Consider the following 26,345-nt stretch of genomic DNA (forward strand, 5'->3'; position numbering starts at 1 on the left):
TCCGTCGTACATTATTCGATGTTTTGATTTGAAATCCCTTCATCATTCGACAGGATTTTTTTAAGCAGGGTAACAAATCGATTCCGATCTTCTTTATTTAATTTTTTAGGTCCTTTGGAATGAATGCCGCTTCTTCTCATTTTGCCTGACATATGACGGCTCATCAGAGCGAAGTCAATCGTGTCTTCAGTATAAGAACGGCCCCTTTCCGATAAGACGGCAATATTTCTGTTCAGCAAAAGAGAGGCTAAACCGATATCCTGCGTGACTACGACGTCTCCCGATCTCACATGGTTTGCGATATATAAATCCGCCGCTTCTTTATGAGGATCAACGTATACCCAGTTCTCGTCTTTGCTTCTGGAAAGCTGGTAGTGTTCAAATGATGCGACGAAAATAACCCGAACGCTGAATTGCGATGCAATGAGCATTATTTCCTCTTTTACGGGGCATGCGTCTGCATCGACAAAAATCGTCTTTTCTTTTTCATTTAGAAGACTAATTCTCCATCCCTCCATCAATCTCCTGCATAAAAACAAGCGAAATCGCATATGCTCCATGACTGCGGATCTATTTTGAGCTTTGTCGAAAAATTTCCGGGAGTTATTCTTGACATCTTACCCATAATAGTTTATTCGTATCACACGAAGCTTAAACCTAAAAATAAACATTTTATCACAATTTTTTATTATAATACAAACTTCGCGAAGATGCCATCCTTTTTGTTTATTCCCTATTTGCATACCCAAAAACCCAGGATAAAGCGTCCTGAGTTATCGGCCCTTTGTTTTGAGATGATGAATGATGTTCGCTGTTTCCTCGACCGCTTTATTCGAAACGTCAACGACTTGGCAGCCGATCCGGTCCACGATTTTCTCAAAATACTCCAGCTCTTCTTTAATTCTGTTGATATTGGCGTAAATGGCTTTGTCATTTAAGCCGAGAGATTTTAACCGTTCTTTACGTATATGGTTCAGTTTATCAGGGCTGATTTTTAAGCCGATGCATTTTTTCGGATCAACGCTGAACAGTTCTTCCGGCGGATCGACCTCAGGAACGATCGGCACATTGGCCACTTTCAGACGCTTATGGGCAAGATATTGTGATAATGGGGTTTTAGACGTTCTGGATACTCCGAGCAGGATGATATCGGCTTTTAAAATGCCTCTTGGATCCCTGCCATCGTCATATTTGACGGCAAACTCGATCGCCTCGACCTTTTTGAAATAATCTTCATCAAGCTGGCGGACGCGGCCCGGTTCATATTTGGCGGTCAGACCGTAAGCCGATTCCATTTTATCGATGAGCGGACCGATAATATCGTAATACAGCACATTCGCTTTTTCAGCTTGTTCAACCAGGTATTTGCGCATTTCAGGAACAACGAGCGTAAAACAAATAATGCCGCCGTCCGCTTTGGCGAGAGACACGACTTCATTAATGGTGCCGATATCTTCCACATAAGGTATTCTTCTGATATGCGTATCATCGGCTGAGCCGTTAAACTGGCTGAGCGAGGCTTTTACAACGAGTTCGGCGGTTTCTCCGACTGAGTCTGATACTACATAAATGATGCGATTGTCCATGTTATCCCCCCGTTAGTTTTCAAGCTTATATGATTTCATTTTCTGATAAACTGACAAGTATCTTAGTCATATTCGTTTTGGTAAACCGGCCGATGACCTCAAAGCCTTTATCCGTATCTTTAATAACGGGCAGGGCATCGATCTGTTTTTCAATTAAATACTTGGCGATGTCCATCACATAATCATCACGCCGGCAGACGGCGATATTCGGCATTCTTGTCATGATAATATGAACCGGTATTGAGGCAAGTTCCTGCTGGCCGATGCTCGCCCGCAGCAAATCTTTGCGTGACAGCACACCGACTAAGACAGCATCACGATCTACGACAAATAACGTGCCGACATCTTCTAAAAACATGGTGCAGATGGCATCGTATACCGAGACATTTTCATTGATGACAACAGGGATCGATTGAAAATCTTTCACTTGCAGCTTTTTCAGTTTATCCGCAAGCAGCTGATTTCCCGTTTTCCCCGTATAAAAATAACCGACCCGCGGACGGGCCTCTAAGAAGCCTGACATGGTGAGTATGGCCAAGTCTGGCCGCAGCGTGGCCCTCGTTAAATTGAGCTGTTCTGCGATATGCTCGCCGGTAATCGGGCCGTTTTCCTTTACAATCTGTAAAATTTGTTCTTGCCGTTTATTTAATTCGATCGTACTCACCACCTTTATGGAAGGGTTTCTTTATCTATGTTTTCATTCTGTGATGTTTATGTAAAAGGGGAAAAGACGATTGCCGATCACACAGCAACCGTCTTTTTCTTTATTTTACAATAAGATGATTCATATTAGCAAAAGACTTGATCACATCTGCAAGAGCGGTCATTTGCGCTAAACGGTTGGTTTTTAATGCTTCATCGTCCGCATTTACCATCGTGTGATTAAAGTAGTCTTCAATCGGCTCCTTTAATCCGCTGAGCACATCAAGCGCCTGTTCATAGTTTTTGGAGGCAAAGCTTTCCGCGACACTGTCTTTTGTTTTTTGATAAGCGTCAAACAGCTTTTCCTCCTGTTCATTTTCAAACAGATCCGGCTTGATATCCCGGCTCTCGCCTTTTTTGCTGATAGAGATAACCCGGCCGAGTGATTCAGCCGTTTCTTTAAAGCCGGGTGCGCCGAGGTGCTTCTCAAGCACTCTTGCCTTATGAACGGCTGCATACGGCTCAAGCTCTGTGCTGTCCAGAACGGCTTCAATAACGTCATGACGGATGTCTTCAGTGTTTAAGACGTATTTCAGACGCTGTGTAAAGAAATCGAGGAGCTCATTTTCTTTTTCCGTTTCTGTCAATGACAGAAGCTCTTTAAACGAAATGTCCCAATTGCGGTCGATCAGAATGGAAACGATGCCGCTTGCCTGACGGCGCAATCCGTACGGATCCTGAGAACCTGTCGGAATTACGTCAATGCTGAAGAAGGAAGCAATCGTATCCAGTTTATCAGCTAACGCCACGACCGCGCCGGTAAAGGTTGAAGGCACTTCTCCCCCGGCCGCTCTCGGCATATAGTGCTCATTGACAGCGGCAGCGACGGCATCATCTTCACCGAGCATGCGCGCATATTTTTCTCCCATTACGCCTTGAAGCTCAGGGAACTCATAGATCATATGTGTAACCAGGTCAAATTTAGAAATCTCTGCGGCGCGCTTCACAAGTTTTTGCGTCTGTTCATCCGCTTTCAGGCGGACGGCAAGTTTGCCCGCAATGGCGGCCACTCTTCTTACTTTATCTCCAAGGGAGCCGAGCTCTTCATGGAAAACGATATTTTCCAGTTTCTTCACGTTTTCATCAATGTTCAGCTTTTGGTCTTCTTTGTAGAAGAACGCAGCATCTGAAAGCCTTGCTCTCAGCACTTTCTCGTTTCCGCGGGCAACATTTTCAATTGCATGGCTGTTCCCGTTTCTTACCGTAATAAAATGAGGCAGCAGATTCCCGTTTTCATCTTTTACCGGGAAGTAGCGCTGATGCTCTTTCATTGTTGTCACAAGCACTTCTTCAGGGATAGAAAGAAACTCGGATTCAAAAGATCCGTAAAGCGCCGTCGGGTATTCCACCAGATGGTTGACTTCGTTCAGCAGGTCCTCATCGATCGGAATGTTCCATTTCTTCTCGGCCGCAAGCGCGTCCAGCTGGCTTTGGATCATTTGTTTGCGTTCTTTCGGGTCAGCAATGACGCTTTGTTCTTTCAGCAGTTTTTCGTATGATGCCGGCGTATCAACAGATACTTCTTGGCCGAGAAAGCGGTGTCCCTGCGTGTTCCGGCCCGTCTCGACATTTGTGATTTCAAACGGAATGACGTCTTTTCCAAAGAGGGCGGCAATCCATTTGATCGGACGGATATAGCGCAGATCCTGCGTGCCCCAGCGCATGTTTTTCGGAAAATGCATTCCGGCAATCAAATTTTCCAGCTGCGGTAAAAGTGTCTTCGTCTCTTGTCCCGCCTGGAATTTTTGAACGAAGACATATTCCGTGCCGTTTACATCTTTTATATACAGGTCATCCACTCCGGCGCCTTGGCCTTTTGAAAATCCGATAGCGGCTTTTGTCCAGTTTCCGTCAGCATCCAGAGCGATTTTTTTCGCAGGGCCTTTTGCTTCTTCCTGAATATCAGCCTGTTTTTCTGCTACGTCTTTTATATATACTGCCAGACGTCTCGGCGTATTAAAAAGTTTCACTTCGCCGTGGGCTATATTTTTTTCAGCCAGCCAGCCGGTCAGCTTTTCACCGAGCTGCACCATGCTGTCATGTAAAAACCGCGCCGGCATTTCCTCGAGTCCGATCTCTAAAAGCAAGTCTTGTTTACTCATGGGAAGAGCCCTCCTCTTTAAGCATTGGGAACCCTAATTTTTCCCGTTCTTCATAATACGTTTTTGCCACTTTTCTCGCTAAGTTGCGGACACGGCCGATATAACCCGTCCGCTCTGTCACCGAAATCGCGCCTTTTGCATCGAGCAGATTAAATGTGTGAGAGCATTTCAGCACATAATCATAGGCCGGATGCACGAGCCCGTTATCCATTTGTCTGATCGCTTCTTTTTCATAGGTGCTGAACAAATGGAAAAGCATATCCACGTCAGATGTTTCAAAAGTATAAACGGAATGCTCATATTCAGCCATCATAAATAAATCTTTCACAGTAAATCCTGACGTCCATTCAAGATCAAAGACGTTTTCTTTATCCTGAATATATGACGCGAGACGTTCAATACCATATGTGATCTCAACGGATACCGGTTTACATTCAATTCCGCCCACCTGCTGGAAGTATGTAAACTGAGTAATTTCCATCCCGTCAAGCCATACTTCCCAGCCGAGACCTGCACAGCCTAAAGACGGGTTTTCCCAGTTGTCTTCTACGAAACGGATATCATGTTCAAGCGGGTCAATGCCGAGCGCACGCAATGAATCAAGGTAAAGCTCTTGAATGTTATCAGGCGACGGCTTGATAATGACTTGGAATTGGTGATGCTGATAGAGCCTGTTCGGGTTTTCACCGTACCGTCCGTCCGCAGGCCGTCTGGACGGCTCAACGTAAGCCACTCTCCACGGTTCCGGCCCGATGCTTCGTAAAAATGTATACGGGCTCATTGTGCCTGCGCCTTTCTCCACATCATACGACTGCATGAGCACACAGCCTTCATTCGACCAGTGCTTCTGCAAGGTTAAAATCATATCTTGAATGTTCATTTCAAGCACCTCCACTTTCTCCATTCTTTTACAAGTGCGGCGGCAACCAAAAAACTCCCGTCTCTATGCTTGCCGGCCGCAAACATAGGGACGAGAGTTCTCCCGCGGTTCCACCCTAGTTGCTGAGGATGTGAATCACTCAGCCTCTTTTTAAAGGGTTGCTCGAGAATGCCTTTCGTTGCGCGCTCATCCTTAGCTTACACTGCCCTAAGGTCGCTTGTATGAGTTGGACGCAAGTACTTCTTTCTGTCACTGCAACATATTTTATAATAAATGATCATATAAAAAGATGGGCAGAATGTCAACTTTTGTTTTCATCCAAAAGGTTCTTCATGCTTTCCATCTGATCTAAAAACCGTTTTGACTTTAAATAAAGTCCTGAGTATTCCTCGTAATACAGATCAATGACCCGTTTAATTTCGTTTTTGGTTTCCTGTTTTAACGAGACGCTGCCGAGCCTTCCGATATCAAAGTAATAAAAAAGCCTTAGCAGCCTTGCCGTTTGCGGCGAAATCGGAACTCTGTACGGATCCTTTTCAAAGCAGCGGTGGCAGATAAACCCGTTATCTCTTATCGAAAAATGAAACGTCCCTTCCCCGCTTTTGCAGTGGACACAATGATTCAGCTCCGGATACAGCCCCATGACGCCGAGCATTTTCATCTGCACGATGAAGGTGATCACGTCCGGGTCAGTCCCGTCATTCAGCCTCTTAAAGGATTCGAGAATCAATTCGAATAAATAGGGGTTCGGTTTCTTCTCTTCCGTTCCTTTGTCAGTGAGTTCAGCGATAAAAGCGGCATACGCCGTCAAAAATAAATCTTCTCTGATCGTTCTCATGCTGAGAATCATTTCACCCTGCTGGAGCGTGCCGAGTCCGGATGTTCTTTGCATTAAAAATGACCCGTACAAAAACGGCTGGCTGACTGCTGACAGCCGGCTGGCTGACTTCCTGGCGCCCCTTGCCATGACGCCGATTTTGCCGTGTTCCCTCGTCAGCAATGTCACGATTTTATTCGTCTCCCCGTAGTCATTCGTACGGAGCACGATTCCTTCACATTTAGTCAGCATTTCCGCACCTTCCAACAACGGGAGGGGCCAAGAGGTTTACAAAATTGGAAAATCAATTCGGGCTAGCTCATCTTCCGGTTCTTCGGGTCTTTCCAGGTTCTCTTTTTCCAGTTCTTTAAAAAGAAGGTACGTATCAACACTTCCTGTTTGAGAAAATACGTTCCAGGTAAAATTCAACACAAAAAACCCACCTTTCATCATTAAACTAGCTTTGCAATCCAAATTCTTACCCTTATCTTGACCTGATGTCCTCCTTTTCATGTTAAACAAATTTTGCTAACGAATCCCTGCTTCTGTGAGGTAATCTCACACCTCAGGCATGCGCCTTAGATGAATTAATATTCATCCTCTTTGAAGCCGAAATCACGCAGCTGAGACATTTTATTCCGCCAGTCCTTCTGCACCTTCACCCATAATTCCAGGTAAACGCGTGAGCCCAAAAGAGCTTCAATATCAGCCCGCGCTCTTTTGCCGACTTCTTTCAGAAGCGCTCCTTTTTTGCCGATGACGATGCCTTTTTGAGAATCCCGCTCGACCACAATCGTGGCGGCGACATGGACAGAGCCGTTTTCCTGCCCTTTAATGGACTCGATAGCGACAGCGATGCTGTGCGGCACTTCTTCCCTTGTCAGATGGAGCACCTTTTCCCTGATCAGTTCAGAAATAATGAACCGCTCGGGATGGTCAGTCACCTGATCGCTCGGATAGAACTGAGGCCCTTCCGGTAAATACGCTTCAATCTGCGCGAGAAGGGTTTCGACGTTGTTCCCTTCCAAAGCTGAGATCGGCACGATTTCCTTAAACGGATAGCGCGTACGGTACTCATCAATTAAAAGAAGCAGCTGGTCGGGGTGGATCTTATCAATTTTGTTTACGATCAGAAAGACCGGCGTGGACGTCTGTCCGAGCTTTTCAATGATAAACTCGTCGCCTTTTCCGTACCCTTCTTCGGCGTTAATCATAAATAACACCAAGTCAACTTCTTTCAGCGTATTCTGGGCCACTTTCATCATAAAGTCGCCAAGCTTGTGCTTTGGTTTGTGAATGCCCGGTGTATCAATAAAAATGGTCTGCGACGTGCCGGTTGTCAGCACCCCTTGGACTTTATTTCTTGTCGTCTGGGGTTTGTCGCTCATGATGGCGATCTTTTGACCGATGACCCTGTTTAAAAAGGTAGACTTTCCTACATTCGGCCTTCCGATGATAGATACAAATCCTGATTTAAAGCTTTCGTTCGTCATGTAAATCCTCCGATGAAAATGCGCCCGGCAATAATTCTTCCGCAGTCATTTCTTTTATTTGTCCTTGTAAGTTGGTCAGAATAACAAGCATATCCTTTGAGCACAGCTCGGAAATTACTTGTCTGCAGGCTCCGCACGGCGAAACCGGTCCCGGAGTATCCGCAGCCACGGCGAGCATCGCAAATTCCGTATCCCCCTCGGAAACAGCTTTGAATATCGCCGTGCGTTCAGCACAGTTGCACATGCTGTATGCCGCATTTTCAATGTTGCAGCCTCTGTACACTTTTCCGTCTTTGGTAAGAAGAGCGGCTCCCACTCTGAAATTTGAATACGGCACATACGCTGTGTCCCGCGCTTTTAATGCTTCTGCAATCAATTCTTGTCTGTTCATGTGTACTTAATTCCTCTCTTACCTTTATCCTGTATGATACCGCTGTCACTTTTATTTTACATAATTATGATTGGTTTTTCACGCCCATTTTTGGCAATGTAAAATAATTGTAAGAATCTTCTGCTAACATATCTTCGGCAAGAAGATGAGTAAACCAATGATACACGATATCACGGCAAAGACGCAAACGGCTCCGGCGGCCGCGTCCTTTGCCGCTTTTGCGAGCGGGTGATACTGATCGGTAACTAAATCCACAACATGCTCTATCGCCGTATTTAAAAGCTCCAAAGCAAGCATCCCTCCGATCAGCACCAAAACAACGGCCCATTCGGCTGTGCTCAGCCCGGTGAGAAAACCGCAAACGATAACGGCGCAGGCCGCGGTAATATGAAATTGAAAATTCCGCTCTGACCGCGCCGTTTTCCAGATTCCCCTCCATGCATGGACAAAGCTCTTCAGGAACCTGCTCCACTCGTTTTTATGATCTCGTGAGTCCATACTCATCCAGCAAATCCTTTTGCTTTGAAAACATTTCTTCCTCTTCTTCTTTTGTCATGTGATCATAGCCAAGCAAATGCAAAAAGCCGTGGACGGCCAGAAAACCGAGCTCTCTCATAAACGAATGGCCGTACTCTTCCGCCTGCTCTTTCGTTCTGTCTGCGCTGATGATAATATCTCCTAAAACAGGCGGCATGTCGGCGCCTACGATTTCAACCTCGTCCTCGCCTTCTTCTTCAAGCGCAAACGAAATGACGTCAGTCGGAGTGTCTTTTCCCCGGTAGTCTCTGTTGATTTCTCTGATTTCTTCATTTGTCACAATCGTGACCGATACTTCAGCCTGATCCTGAACGCCTTCTTTTTCCGCCGCGAATTGGAGCAGCTTCTCCACTTCTTGGAGCGCATCAGCTGAGACGCTGTTCGTTTCATCAACAATATCTATGAGTAAACCCATTTATTTCACCTTCTTCGTAGCCTCCGGATATTCAATCCGGGAGTGGAAAATTCCTTTTAAAGTCGCACATAGTGTTTTTGCGATCGTATCCAGTTCTCGGAACGTGAGATCACATTCTGAGAATTGTCCGTCCTGAAGCTTATCGGATATAATTCCCCGCACCAGTTTTTCGATCCGCTCGGGATTGGGATTATGCATGGAACGGACGGCGGCTTCAACGCTGTCGGCCACTGAGATAATAGCCGCTTCTTTCGATTGCGGCTTCGGCCCCGGGTAGCGGAACTCTTTCTCAGTAATCTGGTCGCCCTTTTCTTTCGCTTTATAATAAAAGAATTTCAAAAGGGACGTTCCGTGATGCTGCTCCGCGATATCCACAAGCTCTTTCGGAAACTTATAGCTTCTGAGCATATTCGCACCGTCTGTCGTATGTGCGATAATGATATTTTTGCTGAGCTGCGGAGACAGCTTGTCATGCGGATTATCCATATTCATCTGATTTTCAATAAAATATTGCGGACGTTTCGTTTTGCCGAGATCGTGATAATACGCTCCGACCCGTGCTAAAAGACCGTTTGCCCCTACGGCTTCACAAGCCGCTTCCGACAGATTTGCCACCATGACGCTGTGATGATATGTACCGGGTGTTTCCGTTAAAATCTTTCGAAGCAGGGGATGATTCGGATTAGACAGTTCAATCAGCCTCATTGTTGAAAGAATGCCGAATCCCGTCTCAAAAAACGGCATCAGACCGATAATCAGAACGGATGAAGCAAGTCCCGAGACGGCCCCCATCAGCATCAGCGTTCCGATTTCAACCGGTGACAGCGCCGTATTTTGTATTAATAAAAGCGACAGCACGATAATCATATTAATAAATGAGACGAACAGTCCCGCCTGCAATATTTTTGATCTCGCATTATGTTTTCCCAAAAACAGAATGCCTGAAATGCTGCTGATTAAATAGTAAATGCCGATGACGTAATTAAATGTTCCCGTCACACCCTGATTAAACATCATACTGCCGCAGATCGCCAGAATGATGCTTCCTAAAATGGCGAGCCTTTCATTGAGCAGCAGCCTGATTAAAATCGCGCCGGCAGCGATCGGCACAAGATAGCCGATATTGGTGTATTCAATCTTCTGAAAGAGACTGACGACTTCCATAATGACGAGAATAAGCGTTGTAATGATAGAAAACAGCAAAAGAGATTTATTTTTCAGCTTAAGCTCCTGCTGCTGTTTCTCAAAATAGTAGACAAGCGTGGCAATAAACAGCCCGATCATCAGAAGGAGACCGCTGATCGGTTTTAACAGGTTGGAATTATTCAAAAGCCCCGTCAGTTCGAGCTTCCTGTATACTTCCCGGTCGATCAGATCATTCTCTTCCACGAGAACCTGTCCTTGTTTGATCTGTACCGGCTGGACGCTGTCTGACGCTTCCTGGCGTTTTTCATCCGTCGCTTTCGGATCAAACACGTAATTCGGGATGACCGCGTATTTTCCGATTTCAGTCGCAGCCGCTAAATATTTTGACGGCACAGAAGCGCTTTTCAGCTCTTTTGCGACCTTATCCTTCGCTTCGGCAAGCTTTTCAGAAGGAATTTCACTGCTCATCACCGTATTCACCGCGGTAATGACGGAATCCCTCACAAATGAGAAATCTTCATTGTTTGCATGGAGAAGCGATTTAATGGCATCTTCCGAGACGGATTCATTGACATCCTGTGTCAGCTTGTTTTTCACCGATTTTACCAGTGATTTTTCCGAAGGTGACTTTTTATCTTTTTCCGCATCTTTTTTCACTTCGCCGATGCTGTCAAAAATGGAAGTGATCAGGTCAAGCCGGTTGTCGGTATAGCCTTTTTTCAGAGTGTATTGATCTTCCACCGCATCTTCGGCCGCCTGCTTTTTCGATTCCGTCGCCTGCTGATCTTCCACTGTGGCGGGCGCGTAAATCGTCTTATCACTGACTGAAAACAAATCCAAATTAAGTGATTCAGGTTTTACATGAATAAAGAGCAAACCAAACATGATCGCTGAAAGCAGCAGGTACAGCAGCACATGGGCTGAGCGGGCATGTCTGAAACTGCGGAACCGTTCTCGGGCGCTTTTGCCCTTTCCCTTCTTTTTCAAAACAAGAACCTCCTCCCTGAAACATCAGGAACACATCATATAAAAATGACCCGATAACGGGAGATCGGGTCATTTTTGCATTACTTTTGCTTATCATAAGCTTCAATAATTTTTGCAACAAGCGGATGCCTGACCACATCTGTCTGGTCAAGTTCAATCACGGAGATGCCGTTTACGTCCTTCAGCATGTCCTTCGCTACTGCAAGTCCCGATGTGACGCCTTTCGGCAGGTCAATTTGGCTTACGTCGCCCGTAATGATCATTTTAGAGCCAAAACCCAATCTCGTCAAAAACATTTTCATTTGAGCGGGAGTGGTATTCTGGGCTTCATCAAGAATCACATACGCGTCGTCAAGCGTCCGCCCTCTCATATAGGCAAGCGGGGCGATTTCGATAACCCCTCTTTCCATAAGACGCTCCGTATGGTCGCTTCCGAGCACATCATGGAGCGCGTCATACAGCGGGCGCAGATAAGGATCTACTTTTTCCTTTAAATCTCCGGGCAGAAAGCCGAGGCTCTCGCCGGCTTCCACAGCGGGTCTTGTTAAAATGATTTTTTTAATGTGGCCGTTTTTTAAAGCGTGCACCGCTTTTACGACCGCCAAATAAGTTTTGCCGGTTCCCGCCGGCCCGATGCCGAACACCATGTCGTTTTTCTTCATCGCCGCCACATATTCTCTTTGGCCGATGGTTTTGACACGGATCGGTTTGCCTTTTGCCGTTTTCGTTATTTCCTCTTCATACATGCTTTCAAAATAGTCCAGTTCATCTTTTTTTGCCATTTTCACGGCATACAGCACATCACGTTCCGAAATCTCGATCCCCTTGCGAATTAAAGTAAGGAGCGAGCCCAATAATCTGTCAGCGATCTCAAATGTTTCATCATTCCCGGAAACGTAAATGGTTTCACCGCGTGTGATGAGGCTAATGCCCAGATCCTTCTCCATTAAATGTAAAAAAGCATCTTGGCTGCCGAACAAAGAAAGTGCTTCGTCCGGGCTTTTCAGTTTGTGATTAATCGCAAGTAAATGTTCTGCCATTCTTTAGTCTCCCTGAACAATAGGTGTGGTTTGAACGATATCTTCTATAACTTGGTAGAGAATAATCAACTTTACTTTACCATTCTCAACGGATTGGTGCAAAACTTTTTCACTTTCCACCTCTCCGCTGCCGTTTAATCGCTTTTCTACATCTTGTCTTCCCATTTTGATACCGGCCTGAACCGCTTCGCCTTTCGTATAAGTCCGCACGGATGTTTCACTTTCTCTTGTCTGTTCTTGAACGTAAGAAACCGGAAGCTTCATCCCCAGAAATTGAAACGGATGCTTTTCTTCCTCTGTTTTCGGATGTTTCAGCGGCTTCTCATTAAATTCAAAGCCCCAAAAAGGCACGCCCCATGATCCGAAAGACAGCTTGTGCTTCGTCCTTACTTTACCCGTATATAGCGTAAATGATGTTTCAAGAGGCACGGTTACTTCTGACTTGTACCATGTTTCTCCGTAAATTTCCGCTTTTGAGGCGACTTTCCGGTCTTCATTTCCGATCAGTCCTGAGACGAGGAGCTGTCCTTTGTCAACATGATCGTTCACAAAAGCCATCGGCTGCCCCTTTTGCACGAACATCCTTTTGATGACCGCCTTCTTTTTGGCAACGATATGGCGGGGGCTCACGTACTTTTCTTTTGTCGGTTCGTTTTTTTCGACCACTTTCATATGAAGGGCTGTCCCGTTCAATTCCACACCGACCCACGTAATATTATCGATACCGTTTGTTAATGATTTTTGAATTTTCTCCGGCGTCATCATTAAAAATTGCAAACGGCCTTTTTTCACACCGATTTCTTCAAGGTGCTTTACCATCTGATGCTCGGTTTCGGGCTTGGCCCCTTTAATATCAATTTCCCAAATCATGTTGGACAAAAGAAACAATATAACAAAAAATATCACAAATCCCGCAGTGAAGCCCAGGTTTAATTTTGATTTGAGAAGCAGAAAGGGAAGACCCTTTCTTTTTGTAAAGCTTGCTTTGCATTCATGTTTTCTGATGACTCTTCTGAAAGCATGTACATCCTGAAGCTGAATCATCAGCAGGACACAGTCTTGCTTTTTTTTCACCGCAAAGATGGCGATTCCGTTTCTCGTGCATTCATTCAGCAGCCGTTCAATTCCTTTTCCTTTGACTTCCATTTGGACTTTACCCGAAAAAAATGACAGCCATTTGTTTTTCACATTATTTCCCCCCGGCTTTATGAATCGACATATCGTACGTGATCTATCGTGCCTTCCAAAAGGATTTCCTCAGGAAGGATTGCCTTAATGACCAAGTTTTTTCCTGATATGATACACTGCCCCTGCTTGAGCATCAGCCTGACTTCTTCTTCGCTGAACAGCAGGAGGCCTCTGTGATTCTCTATGTAGATATGAAGTCTGCCGACCATCGTAATACGAGGCAGATCCATCATAACGTCCGGGGGAATTTCCAATGCTCTTGTCAGCCATGCCTTTACACGATTCTTTCTTTGCCCCATAAAAAAAGAACCCCCTTTCATCTCATATGTATGATTTGAAAAGGGGTTCTAACACTTTATTTTTTACCGATGTTCCGCATGGTCCGGTGCGGTTTTTTTGCACGGGGCGGACCCAAAACCTCACTGAATATAATGCCTTGAACCGCAGTTTCTTTATTTATTTTGAGGGCTGATTTCTTCAGAGACGCGTTTCGTGCGCGTGCGGATGTCAGCTTATGTTCAAGCCCGTTAAACATCTGCTCCGTCTCCGCTAGGCGCTTTTCAGCTTCCCTTCTTTTTTGCTCAAAAGGGTTCTCTTCTGAAACGGCAGGCAATTCTTCCGCTTCCGGCTTATGCTCTTTCTGCGGCTGTTTTTGATCCTGCTTTTTTGCCTGATTTCCGGGACGTGTACCCGGCGGACGTTTTTCATCTTTGTTTTTCTTGCCGAATATTGCCGATATAATGCCGATGACGGCGGCAATGACGAGCGGATTTGTCAGAATCTCGTGCATATAGCGGCTCCCTCCTTAATAGAGAGGTTATTGTTGGTCTTCATCTTGCTGGTCATTCGTCAGCTTGCCGATAGAATCCCTCATGTCCGTATCCGCGTCGATATTTTTTATGTTCATATAGTCCATGACGCCGATGTTTCCTTCACGCAACGCTTCTGCCATCGCAAGCGGCACTTCGGCTTCTGCTTCCACGACTTTTGCACGCATTTCTTCTACGCGAGCGCGCATTTCCTGCTCTTGGGCGACCGCCATGGCGCGGCGCTCTTCGGCTTTGGCCTGCGCAATGTTTTTGTCTGCTTCTGCCTGATCCGTCTGAAGAATCGCTCCGATGTTTTTGCCGATATCAACGTCGGCAATGTCAATCGAAAGAATTTCAAATGCGGTGCCTGAATCCAGCCCTTTGCCAAGTACAGTCTGCGAAATCATATCAGGATTTTCAAGCACTTTTTTATGATTGTGTGAAGAACCGATTGTTGAGACAATCCCTTCTCCGACACGGGCGACAACCGTCTCTTCTCCCGCTCCTCCGACAAGGCGCTCAATATTGGCTCTTACCGTGATTCTGGCTTTTGCCTTTACTTCAATTCCGTCCATGGCGACACCCGCGATAAACGGTGTTTCAATGACCTTCGGATTGACGCTCATCTGTACGGCTTCCAATACGTCACGCCCGGCCAGGTCAATGGCTGCGCAGCGTTCAAATGTCAGTTCAATATTGGCGCGCTGTGCCGCAATCAGGGCATTGACCACCCTGTCGACATTACCTCCGGCCAGATAATGGCTTTCGAGCTGATTTGTTGTTGCGGATAGGCCGGCTTTGTGCGCTTTAATTAACGGATTGACAACGCGGCTTGGTATGACGCGCCGCAGCCTCATCCCGACCAAAGTGAAAATGCTGATTCTGACTCCTGCCGCAAGCGCCGAAATCCATAGCATCACCGGTACAAAGGTGAAGAATATGGCTAACACAATAATGGCAGCAGCAACTAATGCTAAAATCGCCAAACTTGACAGTTCCATCTAATTCCTCCTCAAGGTTATCATCTATATTTCTCTCACGACAATGCGTGAGCCTTCCGCTTTCACTACTTTCACCTGTCTGTCTTTTTCAGTGAATGATCCTTCCGAGACGACATCCAGACGTTCATCATCAATAATGACGGTGCCTGACGGTCTGAGGGCTGTAGCGGTAATGCCGACTTTTCCCAACAGCTCCGTCCGGTTCTGATTTGAAACATAACCGCTCTCCGTGCTTGTTGAATCAGTTAATATTAATTTTTTAAAGAATTTCATTCGTTTCCCCAACACCCTTGTTAATATGATAAAAGCTGTAATAGATACAGCAAAGGCGATCAAGAGAGAAACCGCCATTACAGTAAAGCTGCCCGCAGCGAGAAAGAGGCTCGCGATGACGCCTGCAATACCGATAAGACCGATTATGCCTCCGGGCAGAAATATCTCTAAAAGGATAAAAACCAAGCCCGCGCAAAATAAGAATACGCTGTCATAGCCGGCGAATCCGGCAGCGATATGCCCGGTAAAAAACAGCAGCATGGCCGTCAGTCCGACGGCACCCGGTATCCCGAGGCCCGGCGAGAACAATTCAATGGTCAAACCAAGCAAAGCAAGCGTTAATAAGACGGGGACAACAAACGGATTTGTCAGCCATCTGCCCAGTTTGCCGACGAAACCTTCTTTTGCATGGTGAACATCCGCTTTGTCAAAACCGAGCTTTGTATATAAAGCATCAAGGTCTGAAACCGTGCCCTCCGAATATCCGACTTCCTTAGCTTTTTCAGCTGTCAGTGTCAGCAGTTTTCCCTTTGGGGCGCCCGCTTCCTTTGCGTTGATGGCGGGGTCAGCCATGGCCAGCGCATATTTCGGATTTCGGTTGTTTTTAACCGCTGCGTCCTCCATTTCTGCATGCCACAGTGATTGAGCCTTTTTGTCTGCCGCGTTTCCTTTTCCGTCGATGATGGCTGCGGCACCCATTTTTCCGCCCGGCGCCATATAGATTTCATCTGCCTGAAGCGCTATATACGCTCCGGCAGAAAGCGCCCGTTTATTAACGTAAGCGGTAACAGGCACATCCGCGCGGCCGATGATATCCGCAATATCCAAGGCTGATTGAACGGCGCCTCCCGGTGTATTGATGTCAAGAATAATGTGTGACGCGCCGGACTCCTTCGCTTCTTTGAAAGAACGCGATAAAAAAGAGGCGAGCCCCTGTTCGACATTTTTCTCAACCGGGATGACATAAACCGATGGATGATCAGCTTTCGCGTTCAATTGAACCCCTAATAAAGATAATACAAATAAGCCCAATAGAGCAACAGCAATTCCGGTTTTTTTTCGGAACAAGGCAAATATACCCTCCTTCCCGTTTCGTTCTTCTTTATATACGTAACAAATGTACTTTAGTTTCATTTTTTTATGTATAAAAAAAGACATCTCTCTAGGAAAGATGTCTTTTTTCTTGTCAATTAAGATAATTGACTGCTGACAAGTCTGTTAATTACGCTGCCGTCAGCTTTACCTTTTACTTTAGGCATAATAGCACTCATCACTTTGCCCATGTCCGCTTTGGAGCTCGCACCGACTTCAGTGATGGTTTCATTTACGATTGTCTGCAGCTCTTCTTCAGAAAGCTGCTTCGGTAAATAAACTTCTAAAATGTCCAGCTCTTTTTGAACTTTATCTACTAAATCTAAACGATTAGCGTTTGAAAATTCATGGAGGGAGTCTTTACGTTGCTTAAGTTCACGAGATAGGACAGTAAGTTCCTCATCCTCGGTCAAACTGTCTTTCTTAAGCTTAATTGCTTCGTTTTGAAGTGAAGCTTTCACCATTCGAACGACAGTCAGTTTGTCTTTCTCACGGCTTTTCATATACAGCTTCATATCTTGGTTAAGTCGCTCAAGAAGACTCATAAATCCACCCTCTTTTAGAATTTGCGTTTTCTAGCAGCTTCTGACTTTTTCTTGCGCTTTACGCTAGGTTTTTCATAAAATTCGCGCTTTCTTGCTTCTTGCAAAGTACCTGTCTTTGATACACTGCGTTTGAAGCGACGAAGAGCATCTTCAAGCGATTCGTTTTTTCTAACGACCGTTTTTGACATTCTCTTTCCCTCCCTCCGAATACACCAATCGACTACCTTTAAAAAGATACATATATAAACATGTACTTTGACATTATAATATAAGCCATCAGTCAGGTCAACTAAGCGAGCTCACTTTTCCGTCATGAATAAGGCTGCTTGTCTATATAATGATGGAAAGGGGTGTTTCATTTGATGATACTGATTCTCTTTACCGCACTTATCCTGATTTTTTTACTCGGAATGAGCCTGCTCAGGCAGGGGCTGATCGCATTAACGTATTCAAAAATTGAGAAGAGCCTGCTCTTATTTACCGACCACCCTTTGAAAGCTTTTCTCATAAGCATCGTATTCACTGGTTTTCTTCAGAGCAGCTCAGCCTTCATGGTCATTGTCATCGGCTTTGTCAGCGCAGGCGCTTTATCTTTTAAACGGACCATTCCGATGATTCTCGGCACGAATGTCGGCTCCACGTTTACGACGGAGTTTTTAGCCATAAAGATGGATGTGCTCATTTGGGTGCTTTTTATCGGAGGCCTTGTGTTTATCCTCATCCGTAAATATCCGTTCAGGCAGATCGGCATAAGCTTCCTCGGTCTCGGCATCATCTTTTTTTGCATCACATGCTTCAGCCGGCTCGCCGTTCCGCTGACAGAAATGAAGGCGGGGGCGGAGGTTTTGCGCCATGTGAATGATTCGAGCTGGTCCGCTCTTTTTATCGGTATGATATTGACGGCAATCATTCATTCAAGCTCCGTCTGCATCGGCATTTTGATGAGTTTTATGAACGAAGGGGTGATCGGCATTGAACAAGCGGTCAGCGTCGTTCTGGGATCTAATATCGGGACATGCGTCACGGCCGTCATGGCTGCTGTTTCAGGCGGTTATGCCGCCAGACAGACCGCCGGTGCTCACGTTGTGTTTAATATTCTCGGCGTGCTGCTCGTATTTCCCTTCCTGTCCGCATCAGCAGGTTTTACGGAGCGCCTGTCTGATGATCCCGCGCAGATGATTGCGCATTTCAGCCTGTTATTTAACGTAGTCACCGCCCTATTGTTTCTGCCGTTCACACATTTATTTTACCGGCTGATTGACAGGCTGATTCCTCCGAAACCGTAAAAAAACCGATGCGGGAAGGCACCGGTTTTTTTATCTGTTATGAAGACATGCGCATGTTCCGGGTCATTTCATCCTCAACGACACGGACGAATTGTCCTTCGTTATACGGATAGCCCGCTTTTTGAATTTTGACTTTGACAAGTTTGCCGATTACATCCTCCGTGCCTTTGAAGACGACTTTCATGTAATTGTCCGTATAGCCGACGAACATGCCGTCTTCATCAGACTCTTTAAACGCCTCTTCCGGAATGATTTCCAGAACCTCTCCTTCATAATCGGAGGCGTATTCTTTTGCAAGCTGGTCAGACAGCGCGATCAGCTTATGCACCCGTTCGTTTTTCACGTTCTCGTCAACCTGGTCTTCCATTCTGGCCGCAGGTGTTCCGGTGCGTTTGCTGTAAGGGAATACGTGAAGCTCTGAAAACTTATGTTCTTTAATGAACCGGTATGTTTCCATAAATTCTTCTTCCGTTTCACCCGGGAAACCGACGATGACATCAGATGTGACGGCCAGACCCGGCAGCGCTTCTTTCAGCTTATTTAAACGGTCCGCGAAAAATTCCATCGTATATTTGCGTCTCATCCGTTTCAGAACGGTGTTTGATCCTGACTGAATCGGGATATGAAGGTGGCGGACGATTTTATCAGACGCATCCAGCACTTCAATCACTTCATCAGTGATTTGGCTTGCTTCAATAGATGAAATTCTGATCCGCTTCAGTCCTTCTACACGTGTATCAAGCTCGCGGAGAAGCTTGGCGAAATTATAATCTTTCATATCTTCGCCGTAGCCGCCCGTATGAATCCCCGTCAGGACGATTTCTTTATAGCCGGCATCCACCAGCTGCTGCGCCTGTTTAATGACTTCTTCCGGATCGCGGGAACGAAGCAGGCCGCGCGCCCAAGGGATAATGCAGAACGTACAGAAGTTGTTGCAGCCCTCTTGGATTTTTAACGACGCTCTTGTGCGGTCAGTAAAAGCGGGAACATCCAGCTCTTCAAACACGCGTGCTTTCATAATATTGCCGACGCCGTTGATCGGCTGGCGCTCTTCCCTGTACTGCTCAATGTAACCGAGCATTTTTTCACGATCCTGCGTGCCGACGACGATGTCAACACCCGGGATGGCCATAATTTCTGCCGGAGAGGTTTGCGCATAGCACCCTGTTACGCAGATGACGCCGTCAGGATTTTGGCGGATCGCCCGTCTGATGACTTGACGGCTTTTTTTATCTCCCGTGTTTGTTACCGTACATGTATTAATGACATATACATCTGCTGTCTGTTCGAATTCTTTTCGTTCATAACCCGCATCTTTAAACAGCTGCCAGATTGCTTCTGTTTCATAATGGTTGACCTTGCAGCCAAGGGTATGAAAAGCAACAGTTGCCATTACTGATCACCTCTTAATAACTCTGTATGATAGGAAACTGCGCTTAACGCGTAAAGAGGCGCAGTTTCAGTCCGTAAAATTCTCGGTCCGAGGCCGCATAAGACGGCGCCTTTTTCTGAAAGCTGATGAACTTCAGACTCAGTCAGACCGCCTTCAGGGCCGAATACGATTAAAAGAGACGAACCTTGCGGAAGGCTTTTGAGCTCCGCGGCGAAAGCGCCCGTTTCTCCCTGCTTTGATGACTCCTCGTATGCAACGACACATTTATCGACATTCTCCGCCATTTCAAGCAGCTGCCGGAACGTATAAACGGTTTTCACTTCGGGAATTTCATTGCGGTACGATTGCTCCGCCGCTTCCTTCGCGATTTTCGCCCATCTCTCCCGTTTTTTCTTTGCCTTTTTGTCGTCAAGCTTAACGACGGATCTGGCGCCTTGAAAAGGGATGAACATACTTGCCCCCAGCTCGGTCCCTTTTTGGATAATCCATTCAAGCTTATCGCCTTTCGGGAGGCCGCTTGCGATCCTGATCTTCAAAGGCAGTTCACGGTTTTCACCCGTCCACTCAGCAATGCTGCATGATATATGATCTTTAGAAACCTCTTTAAGCAGGCATAACGCTTCATGGCCGTCTTTCGAACAGCAGATAATCCGGTCTCCCGCACTCATTCTCATGACGTTCGCTATATGGTGGACGTCTTCCCCCGTGATTTGAAAATCAGGAGTTTCGTCCATCTCCTGCTTCGTGAGCTCGATAAAATATCGTTGCATACGCTGTGACACCTACTAACTGTTATTTTTTCGCGATGATGCTGACCCAATCTTCCATAGACAGAATTTCTATGATGGTAAAGCCGGCTTTTTCCAACGCTTCTTTTACTTCCTGTTTTTTCTGGCCGATAATGCCTGAAGTAATAAAATGGCCTCCGTCTTTGAGCAGGTCGTACGCCTGTGATGTAAAGCGGAGAATCACTTCCGCCAAAATATTTGCGACAATGACATCATGTTCGCCCGTGATGCCGTCTAACAAATTGTTCTGCTTCACTTCGGCCGTATCACTCACTTTGTTCAATTTCACATTCAGACGCGCGCTTTCAACAGCGACCGGATCAAGGTCATACGCATGAACCGATTCGGCCTCAAGCATGGCGGCCGCGATGCTTAAAATTCCTGAACCGGTGCCGACATCAATGATACGGTCGCCTTTTTGAACGATACGCTCAAGCGCCTGAATGCACAGAACTGTTGTCGGATGCGTTCCCGTACCGAATGCCATACCCGGGTCCATTTCGATAATCAGTTCATCTGTATGAACAGGTGTATACGTTTCCCATGTGGGAACGATCGTGAACTTTTCAGAAATTTTCACAGGATGATAATACTTTTTCCAAGCGGTCGCCCATTCTTCTTCATTGACTTCAGAAATGGTGATTTTGTTTCTGCCCAAATCAATGTCGTACAAAAGCAGATTGTTAATCGTCTCTTTAATGCCGTCCACCGTTTCGCCGAGGAAACTGTTGATCGGCAGATACGCTTTGACAATGACACCCTCATCGGGGTAATCATTGGGGTCGAGCTGGTAGATTTCCCCGTAAACATTCTCACGCTCTTTCATTAAATCAAGCGGATCTTCGATGACAACCCCGCTCGCACCAGCTTCATGCAAAATATTTGAGATGGGTTCGACCGCTTCATGTGTTGTGTGAATGCTGATTTCGGACCATTTCAAAACTACCAACTCCTATCCAATCATTACTCGCCTTTAAATGCGCGTTTTACTTTGTCAAAGAAACTCATTTCTTGTTCATCCGGCAGGTTTCCGCTGACTTCAGCGAATTCGCGGATGATGTCTTTTTGTTTATCTGTCAGATTCGTCGGTGTGACGACGCGGACGACAATGTGCTGGTCGCCTTGTCCGTAGCCCCGGACGTTCTGAACGCCTTTGCCTCTTAATCTGAATTTCGTGCCGGTTTGTGTGCCGGCAGGTATTTTCAATTTCACTTTTCCGTGAAGCGTCGGCACTTCCACTTCGTCTCCGAGTGCCGCTTGGGCAAACGTTAACGGCATTTCGCAATAAATATCGTCTCCGTCGCGCTCAAAGAACTCGTGGGCGCGCACATGGAATACGACAAACAGATCTCCCGCAGGCCCTCCGTTTACGCCCGGTTCACCTTGGCCCGGAACGCGCAGCTGCTGTCCGTCATCCACACCGGCAGGAATCGTGACATTGATTTTTTTCCGTTTTTTCACTTTGCCCGTGCCGCCGCAGTCAGAACACTTGTTTTTGATGATTTTTCCTGTTCCTTCACAGTGGTGGCAGACTCTTCGGTTAACCACTTTGCCAAACGGCGTGTTCTGTTCGACGTTCAGCTGGCCTGAACCTCCGCAGTGCGAGCACGTATCCGGCTTTGTTCCCGGCTTCGCGCCAGACCCTTTACATGTTTCGCAATTCTCTTCGCGCGGAATTTCAATGATCGTTTCTTTTCCGAAAGCCGCGTCTTCAAATGACAGGGTCATTGTATACTGCAGATCCGCGCCTTGCCGCGGCGCATTCGGGTCACGGCGTCTCGTGCCGCCTCCGAAGATGCTTGAGAAGATGTCATCGAAACCGAAGCCGCCGAAGTCTCCGCCGCCTCCGAAACCGCCGCCGAATCCCTGGTTAGGGTCTGTATGGCCGAATTGGTCATATTGAGCGCGTTTTTGGTCGTCTGAGAGCGCTTCGTACGCTTCTTTTACCTCTTTGAATTTTTCATCTGCTCCGGATTCTTTATTGATATCAGGATGATATTTTTTTGAAAGCTTCCGATAGGCTTTTTTGATTTCATCCTTTGAAGCGCTCTTACTTACCCCAAGCACTTCATAGTAATCACGCTTACTCATCTCGCTTCACTCTCCCGAATTTCTCACATAAATTAGATTGTATCATTTTGAATTATGTTTTTTCAATTCCTTTTATCCCGGGCAAGAAAAAAAGTCAAAGCCAAGAGATGCCTGACTTTGACTTTCTGTCTGTTGAATCAGAATATGCTGTGTGTTCTTCCGCCTATAGCCATGCGGGAAAGAACTTATTTTTTCGTTTCGTCGTCTTTTACTTCTTCGTATTCCGCATCGACAACGTTGTCGTCCGCTTTTTTGCCTTCAGCGTTTGCTCCGCCTTCAGCCTGCTGCGCTTTTGCAGCTTCTTCATAAAGCTTCATAGAAAGCTCTTGAACGATTGTTTGAAGCTCATCTTTTTTCGCTTTGATGTCTTCAATTTCGTTTTTCTCGATAGCGGCTTTCAGCGCGTCTTTCGCGTCGTTTGCTTTTTTCACTTGCTCTTCGTCCACTTTGCCTTCCAGATCTTTTAATGTTTTTTCCGTTTGGAACACAAGCTGGTCAGCTTCGTTGCGGACTTCGATTTCTTCTTTTCTCTTCGCATCAGCGTCAGCGTTTTCTTCCGCTTCTTTTACCATGCGTTCGATCTCATCATCAGAAAGACCTGAAGAAGATTTGATAGTAATGTTTTGTTCTTTTCCTGTGCCTAAGTCTTTCGCTCTTACGTTTACGATACCGTTTTTGTCAATATCGAAAGAAACTTCGATTTGCGGTACGCCGCGCGGTGCCGGCGGGATATCAGTAAGCTGGAAGCGGCCGAGCGTTTTGTTGTCGGCAGACATCGGGCGCTCACCTTGAAGCACGTGAATGTCAACAGCCGTTTGGTTGTCAGCAGCGGTTGAGAATACTTGAGACTTGCTCGTCGGAATTGTCGTGTTGCGGTCGATCAGTTTCGTGAACACGCCGCCCATTGTTTCAATACCGAGAGAAAGCGGTGTAACGTCAAGAAGAACAACGTCTTTTACGTCTCCCGTGATGACGCCGCCTTGAATCGCTGCACCCAGCGCTACAACTTCATCAGGGTTTACGCCTTTATGCGCTTCTTTACCCGTTTCTTTTTTGATTGCTTCCTGTACGGCAGGAATACGTGTTGATCCGCCGACAAGGATAACTTTGTCGATTTCGCTTGCAGAAAGATCCGCATCTTGAAGAGCCTGACGGACAGGAGCCATTGTGCGCTCAACAAGGTGAGCGGAAAGCTCTTCGAATTTAGCGCGGGTCAGGGTCAGCTCAAGGTGAAGCGGACCTGCTTCTCCCGCCGTGATAAACGGTAAAGAAATTTGTGTGGATGATACGCCGGAAAGATCTTTTTTCGCTTTCTCAGCCGCATCTTTCAAACGCTGAAGCGCCATTTTGTCTTTTGAAAGATCAATGCCGTTTTCTTTTTTGAATTCTGCTACGAGATGATCGATGATGACTTGGTCAAAGTCGTCCCCGCCAAGACGGTTGTCACCGGCAGTTGAACGGACTTCAAACACGCCGTCGCCAAGTTCAAGAACAGATACGTCAAACGTACCGCCGCCAAGGTCGTAAACAAGAATTGTTTGGTCTTCGTCCGTTTTATCAAGTCCGTATGCAAGCGCTGCTGCAGTCGGCTCGTTGATAATACGCTCTACTTCAAGACCGGCGATTTTACCGGCATCTTTTGTCGCTTGGCGCTCTGCATCGTTGAAGTATGCAGGAACCGTGATAACGGCTTTTGAAACTGTTTCGCCGAGGTAGCTTTCAGCATATGCTTTCAGATGCTGAAGGATAATAGCTGACACTTCTTGAGGCGTGTAGTCTTTTCCTTCGATTTCCACTTTATAGTCAGTACCCATATGGCGTTTAACAGACATGATTGTGTTAGGATTTGTGATTGATTGGCGTTTCGCCACTTCCCCTACTTGGCGCTCGCCGTTTTTAAATGCAACGACTGACGGAGTCGTACGGTTTCCTTCAGCGTTGGCGATGACTGTAGGCTCTCCGCCTTCAAGCACTGCCACACATGAGTTTGTCGTACCCAAGTCAATTCCGATTACTTTACTCACTTTGAATTACCTCCTGCTATGTAGTTATTGATTCACTTTTACCATTGAAGGACGGATGACGCGATCCTTCAGTTTGTAGCCTTTTTGCAGTTCTTCGATAACAATATTGCTGCCGAAGTTTTCATCTTCCACCTGCATGACGGCTTGGTGAAGGTTCGGATCAAATTCCTGACCGACAGCTTCGATGGCTTCAACGCCTTCTTTTTCAAGTGCGTCCATCAGCTGGCGGCGGACCATTTCCATACCTTGCAGCAAGCTTTTTGTCTGCTCGCTTTCAGCTTCTACCTGTAACGCCCGTTCAAAGTTGTCGAGAGCCGGAAGGATTTCAGTTACGACGTTTTGAGAACGGTATTTCTGGGCAGCTTCCATTTCAAGGCGGCTGCGTCGTTTATAGTTTTCAAAGTCTGCTTGAACACGCAAAAGTTTGTTTTCTTTTTCATCAAGCAAACCCTGCAATTCATCAATTTGGTGCTGAAGGGCTTCTTCCTGACCTGCCGTTTCTTCATGCTGCTCTTGTGAAGCGGCTTGTTCTGCCTGTTCTGTCACTTCTTCTTGTTCTGCTGCTTCAACCTGTTCTGCGGTTTGTTTTTCTTCTGACATTGTGTTCACCTCCCTCAAATGCTGTAAAAAGATGACTGAAAATGATTGCCAAAATTCCCTTATTCATCATACAAACTTGTGAATGCTTTTGACAAGTCCGAAGTCACGTGCTGCAGCAGGCTGACGACTCTTGAATAATTCATGCGCGTCGGCCCGATAATGGCGATTGATCCGATCTGTTTCGTATCAACTGTATAGGTGGCCGTGATTAAACTGCAATTTTCCATTTCTTCGTAGTCATTTTCTTTGCCGATTTTGATTGAAATCCCGGCTTTTGATGACTGAAACAGCTTCAGAACATCCTGCTCTTTTTCAATTAAAGATAAGAGCGAGCGGACCCTTTCAATATCATGGAACTCCGGCTGATTCAGCATGTTGATCTTTCCGCCGAAAAATAATTTCTCAACGTGGGCCGCCGGATGGAATGTGGAGCGGAGCGATTCAAGTATGCTGTCATAGTTGGCGATATGCTGCCTTAAATATGTGACAACCTCTTTGAAAATGCGCTCATTCAGTTCGTCCATCGGCACGCCCGCTAATCGATCGTTTAATATATTGACCAGTTTTTCAATATCGGCCAGATCCACTTTAGCCGGGAAATTGATAGTGCGGTTTTCGACATGCCCCGTGTTCGTGACGAGGATGGCGACCGCCTTATCCGGCTGGATCGGAACGATTTGAATCTGTTTAAGATAGTTCTCGCTCAGCGTCGGCCCGAGGACAATCGATGTGTAGTTTGTCAGATCGGACAAGATTTGCGCTGATTTTTGGACTGTTTTTTCCAGCTCGAAGATTTTTTCTTTAAATATCGAGTGAATTAAATCCAGATCGGTTTTTGTCAGCTTGACGGGTGACAGCAAATGATCGACATAATACCTGTACCCTTTTTCCGACGGAATCCGTCCTGAGGATGAATGGGTTTTTTCAATAAAGCCCAATTCCTCCAAGTCAGCCATCTCGTTTCTGATCGTTGCAGAGCTGAATGTAATCTCGTCTTTTTTTGAAAGAGTTCTTGATCCTACAGGCTGCGCTGATTGTATAAAATCATTAATAATCACTTGCAGGATCAACAGCTGACGATTTGTTAACATCATCATCACCCCTGTTAGCACTCAAGGTCAGCGAGTGCTAATTCTATATCAAAAGTAACAAACCAAAA

Annotated in this window: 27 protein-coding genes and 1 pseudogene; 1 reads left to right on the top strand and 27 read right to left on the bottom strand. The window is 46.2% G+C overall.

Annotation, left to right across the window (positions count from 1 at the left end; genetic code table 11):
- Window positions 1-11 precede the first annotated feature (11 nt).
- The 20 genes and pseudogenes from G9F75_RS03460 to rpsU all read right to left on the bottom strand — a co-directional run bounded on the left by G9F75_RS03460 (window position 12) and on the right by rpsU (window position 17,192).
- Window positions 12-518 (bottom strand): YaiI/YqxD family protein, encoded by a 507-nt coding sequence (locus G9F75_RS03460; RefSeq protein WP_014418404.1) that lies wholly within the window; start codon window positions 516-518, stop codon window positions 12-14.
- A gap of 255 nt (window positions 519-773) precedes the next feature.
- Window positions 774-1,586, bottom strand: a complete 813-nt coding sequence (locus G9F75_RS03465) for a pyruvate, water dikinase regulatory protein (protein WP_003152991.1) — start codon at window positions 1,584-1,586, stop codon at window positions 774-776.
- 25 nt (window positions 1,587-1,611) lie between these two features.
- On the bottom strand, window positions 1,612-2,250 hold the full coding sequence (ccpN, locus tag G9F75_RS03470) for a transcriptional regulator CcpN (protein WP_003152989.1): 639 nt from the start codon (window positions 2,248-2,250) through the stop codon (window positions 1,612-1,614).
- 100 nt (window positions 2,251-2,350) lie between these two features.
- Window positions 2,351-4,390, bottom strand: a complete 2,040-nt coding sequence (glyS, locus tag G9F75_RS03475) for a glycine--tRNA ligase subunit beta (protein WP_100261897.1) — start codon at window positions 4,388-4,390, stop codon at window positions 2,351-2,353.
- A complete protein-coding gene (gene glyQ / locus G9F75_RS03480; RefSeq protein ID WP_003152984.1) occupies window positions 4,383-5,270 on the bottom strand; it encodes a glycine--tRNA ligase subunit alpha in 888 nt (295 codons plus the stop codon). Before glyQ ends, glyS begins: the two co-directional genes overlap by 8 nt.
- Before the next feature lie 301 nt (window positions 5,271-5,571).
- Window positions 5,572-6,339: a DNA repair protein RecO gene (gene recO, locus G9F75_RS03485; protein WP_007408287.1), complete on the bottom strand. Its 768-nt coding sequence runs from the start codon at window positions 6,337-6,339 to the stop codon at window positions 5,572-5,574.
- A gap of 36 nt (window positions 6,340-6,375) precedes the next feature.
- Entirely contained in the window at window positions 6,376-6,519 is a 144-nt protein-coding gene (locus tag G9F75_RS03490; protein ID WP_007408286.1) for a YqzL family protein, read from the bottom strand.
- 155 nt (window positions 6,520-6,674) lie between these two features.
- Window positions 6,675-7,580, bottom strand: coding sequence for a GTPase Era (gene era / locus G9F75_RS03495; RefSeq protein ID WP_007408285.1), 906 nt, complete (start codon window positions 7,578-7,580; stop codon window positions 6,675-6,677).
- Entirely contained in the window at window positions 7,561-7,971 is a 411-nt protein-coding gene (locus G9F75_RS03500) for a cytidine deaminase (protein WP_003152976.1), read from the bottom strand. Before G9F75_RS03500 ends, era begins: the two co-directional genes overlap by 20 nt.
- 123 nt (window positions 7,972-8,094) lie before the next feature.
- Window positions 8,095-8,469: a diacylglycerol kinase family protein gene (locus G9F75_RS03505; RefSeq protein WP_003152974.1), complete on the bottom strand. Its 375-nt coding sequence runs from the start codon at window positions 8,467-8,469 to the stop codon at window positions 8,095-8,097.
- Window positions 8,450-8,923: an rRNA maturation RNase YbeY gene (gene ybeY, locus G9F75_RS03510; RefSeq protein ID WP_003152973.1), complete on the bottom strand. Its 474-nt coding sequence runs from the start codon at window positions 8,921-8,923 to the stop codon at window positions 8,450-8,452. Before ybeY ends, G9F75_RS03505 begins: the two co-directional genes overlap by 20 nt.
- The gene (locus G9F75_RS03515) at window positions 8,924-11,056 is read right to left on the bottom strand and encodes an HD family phosphohydrolase (RefSeq protein ID WP_053284931.1); all 2,133 of its coding nucleotides are present in this window, start codon (window positions 11,054-11,056) and stop codon (window positions 8,924-8,926) included.
- An 80-nt stretch (window positions 11,057-11,136) separates the two neighbouring features.
- The gene (locus G9F75_RS03520) at window positions 11,137-12,096 is read right to left on the bottom strand and encodes a PhoH family protein (RefSeq protein WP_007408283.1); all 960 of its coding nucleotides are present in this window, start codon (window positions 12,094-12,096) and stop codon (window positions 11,137-11,139) included.
- A pseudogene (yqfD, locus tag G9F75_RS03525) lies at window positions 12,060-13,284 on the bottom strand (sporulation protein YqfD). The gene G9F75_RS03520 and the pseudogene yqfD overlap by 37 nt, the downstream one beginning before the upstream one ends.
- Window positions 13,285-13,301: 17 nt before the next feature.
- Entirely contained in the window at window positions 13,302-13,583 is a 282-nt protein-coding gene (yqfC, locus tag G9F75_RS03530; protein ID WP_003152966.1) for a sporulation protein YqfC, read from the bottom strand.
- Window positions 13,584-13,639: 56 nt separating this feature from the next.
- Window positions 13,640-14,074 (bottom strand): hypothetical protein, encoded by a 435-nt coding sequence (locus tag G9F75_RS03535; RefSeq protein ID WP_007408281.1) that lies wholly within the window; start codon window positions 14,072-14,074, stop codon window positions 13,640-13,642.
- Window positions 14,075-14,101: 27 nt separating this feature from the next.
- Window positions 14,102-15,094 (bottom strand): flotillin-like protein FloA, encoded by a 993-nt coding sequence (floA, locus tag G9F75_RS03540; RefSeq protein WP_014418409.1) that lies wholly within the window; start codon window positions 15,092-15,094, stop codon window positions 14,102-14,104.
- A gap of 24 nt (window positions 15,095-15,118) precedes the next feature.
- Window positions 15,119-16,435, bottom strand: a complete 1,317-nt coding sequence (locus tag G9F75_RS03545; protein WP_021494330.1) for an NfeD family protein — start codon at window positions 16,433-16,435, stop codon at window positions 15,119-15,121.
- Between the two features lie 122 nt (window positions 16,436-16,557).
- Window positions 16,558-17,004, bottom strand: coding sequence for a GatB/YqeY domain-containing protein (locus G9F75_RS03550; RefSeq protein WP_021494331.1), 447 nt, complete (start codon window positions 17,002-17,004; stop codon window positions 16,558-16,560).
- 14 nt (window positions 17,005-17,018) lie between these two features.
- Entirely contained in the window at window positions 17,019-17,192 is a 174-nt protein-coding gene (rpsU, locus tag G9F75_RS03555) for a 30S ribosomal protein S21 (RefSeq protein ID WP_003152957.1), read from the bottom strand.
- A gap of 171 nt (window positions 17,193-17,363) precedes the next feature.
- Between rpsU and G9F75_RS03560 the strand changes: the two genes are divergently transcribed.
- The gene (locus G9F75_RS03560) at window positions 17,364-18,290 is read left to right on the top strand and encodes a Na/Pi symporter (protein WP_021494332.1); all 927 of its coding nucleotides are present in this window, start codon (window positions 17,364-17,366) and stop codon (window positions 18,288-18,290) included.
- A gap of 37 nt (window positions 18,291-18,327) precedes the next feature.
- Here the strand turns inward: G9F75_RS03560 and mtaB are convergent, their stop codons facing one another.
- From mtaB to hrcA, 7 genes are all read right to left on the bottom strand, one after another.
- Window positions 18,328-19,683 (bottom strand): tRNA (N(6)-L-threonylcarbamoyladenosine(37)-C(2))-methylthiotransferase MtaB, encoded by a 1,356-nt coding sequence (mtaB, locus tag G9F75_RS03565; RefSeq protein WP_014305444.1) that lies wholly within the window; start codon window positions 19,681-19,683, stop codon window positions 18,328-18,330.
- The gene (locus tag G9F75_RS03570) at window positions 19,683-20,453 is read right to left on the bottom strand and encodes a 16S rRNA (uracil(1498)-N(3))-methyltransferase (RefSeq protein WP_014418412.1); all 771 of its coding nucleotides are present in this window, start codon (window positions 20,451-20,453) and stop codon (window positions 19,683-19,685) included. Before G9F75_RS03570 ends, mtaB begins: the two co-directional genes overlap by 1 nt.
- Window positions 20,454-20,475: 22 nt before the next feature.
- Window positions 20,476-21,411 (bottom strand): 50S ribosomal protein L11 methyltransferase, encoded by a 936-nt coding sequence (gene prmA, locus G9F75_RS03575; protein ID WP_014418413.1) that lies wholly within the window; start codon window positions 21,409-21,411, stop codon window positions 20,476-20,478.
- Window positions 21,412-21,434: 23 nt separating this feature from the next.
- Window positions 21,435-22,562 carry a molecular chaperone DnaJ gene (dnaJ, locus tag G9F75_RS03580; protein WP_003152895.1) on the bottom strand — a complete coding sequence of 376 codons (1,128 nt, stop codon included), beginning with the start codon at window positions 22,560-22,562 and terminating at the stop codon, window positions 21,435-21,437.
- Window positions 22,563-22,747: 185 nt separating this feature from the next.
- On the bottom strand, window positions 22,748-24,586 hold the full coding sequence (dnaK, locus tag G9F75_RS03585) for a molecular chaperone DnaK (protein ID WP_007408273.1): 1,839 nt from the start codon (window positions 24,584-24,586) through the stop codon (window positions 22,748-22,750).
- A gap of 24 nt (window positions 24,587-24,610) precedes the next feature.
- Entirely contained in the window at window positions 24,611-25,186 is a 576-nt protein-coding gene (grpE, locus tag G9F75_RS03590; RefSeq protein ID WP_003152892.1) for a nucleotide exchange factor GrpE, read from the bottom strand.
- 59 nt (window positions 25,187-25,245) lie between these two features.
- Window positions 25,246-26,277: a heat-inducible transcriptional repressor HrcA gene (gene hrcA / locus G9F75_RS03595; RefSeq protein ID WP_003152889.1), complete on the bottom strand. Its 1,032-nt coding sequence runs from the start codon at window positions 26,275-26,277 to the stop codon at window positions 25,246-25,248.
- Window positions 26,278-26,345 lie beyond the last annotated feature (68 nt).

The sequence above is a fragment of the Bacillus sp. EKM208B genome (genome assembly GCF_011800725.1).
In the GTDB taxonomy this organism is placed as follows: Bacteria; Bacillota; Bacilli; order Bacillales; family Bacillaceae; genus Bacillus; species Bacillus velezensis.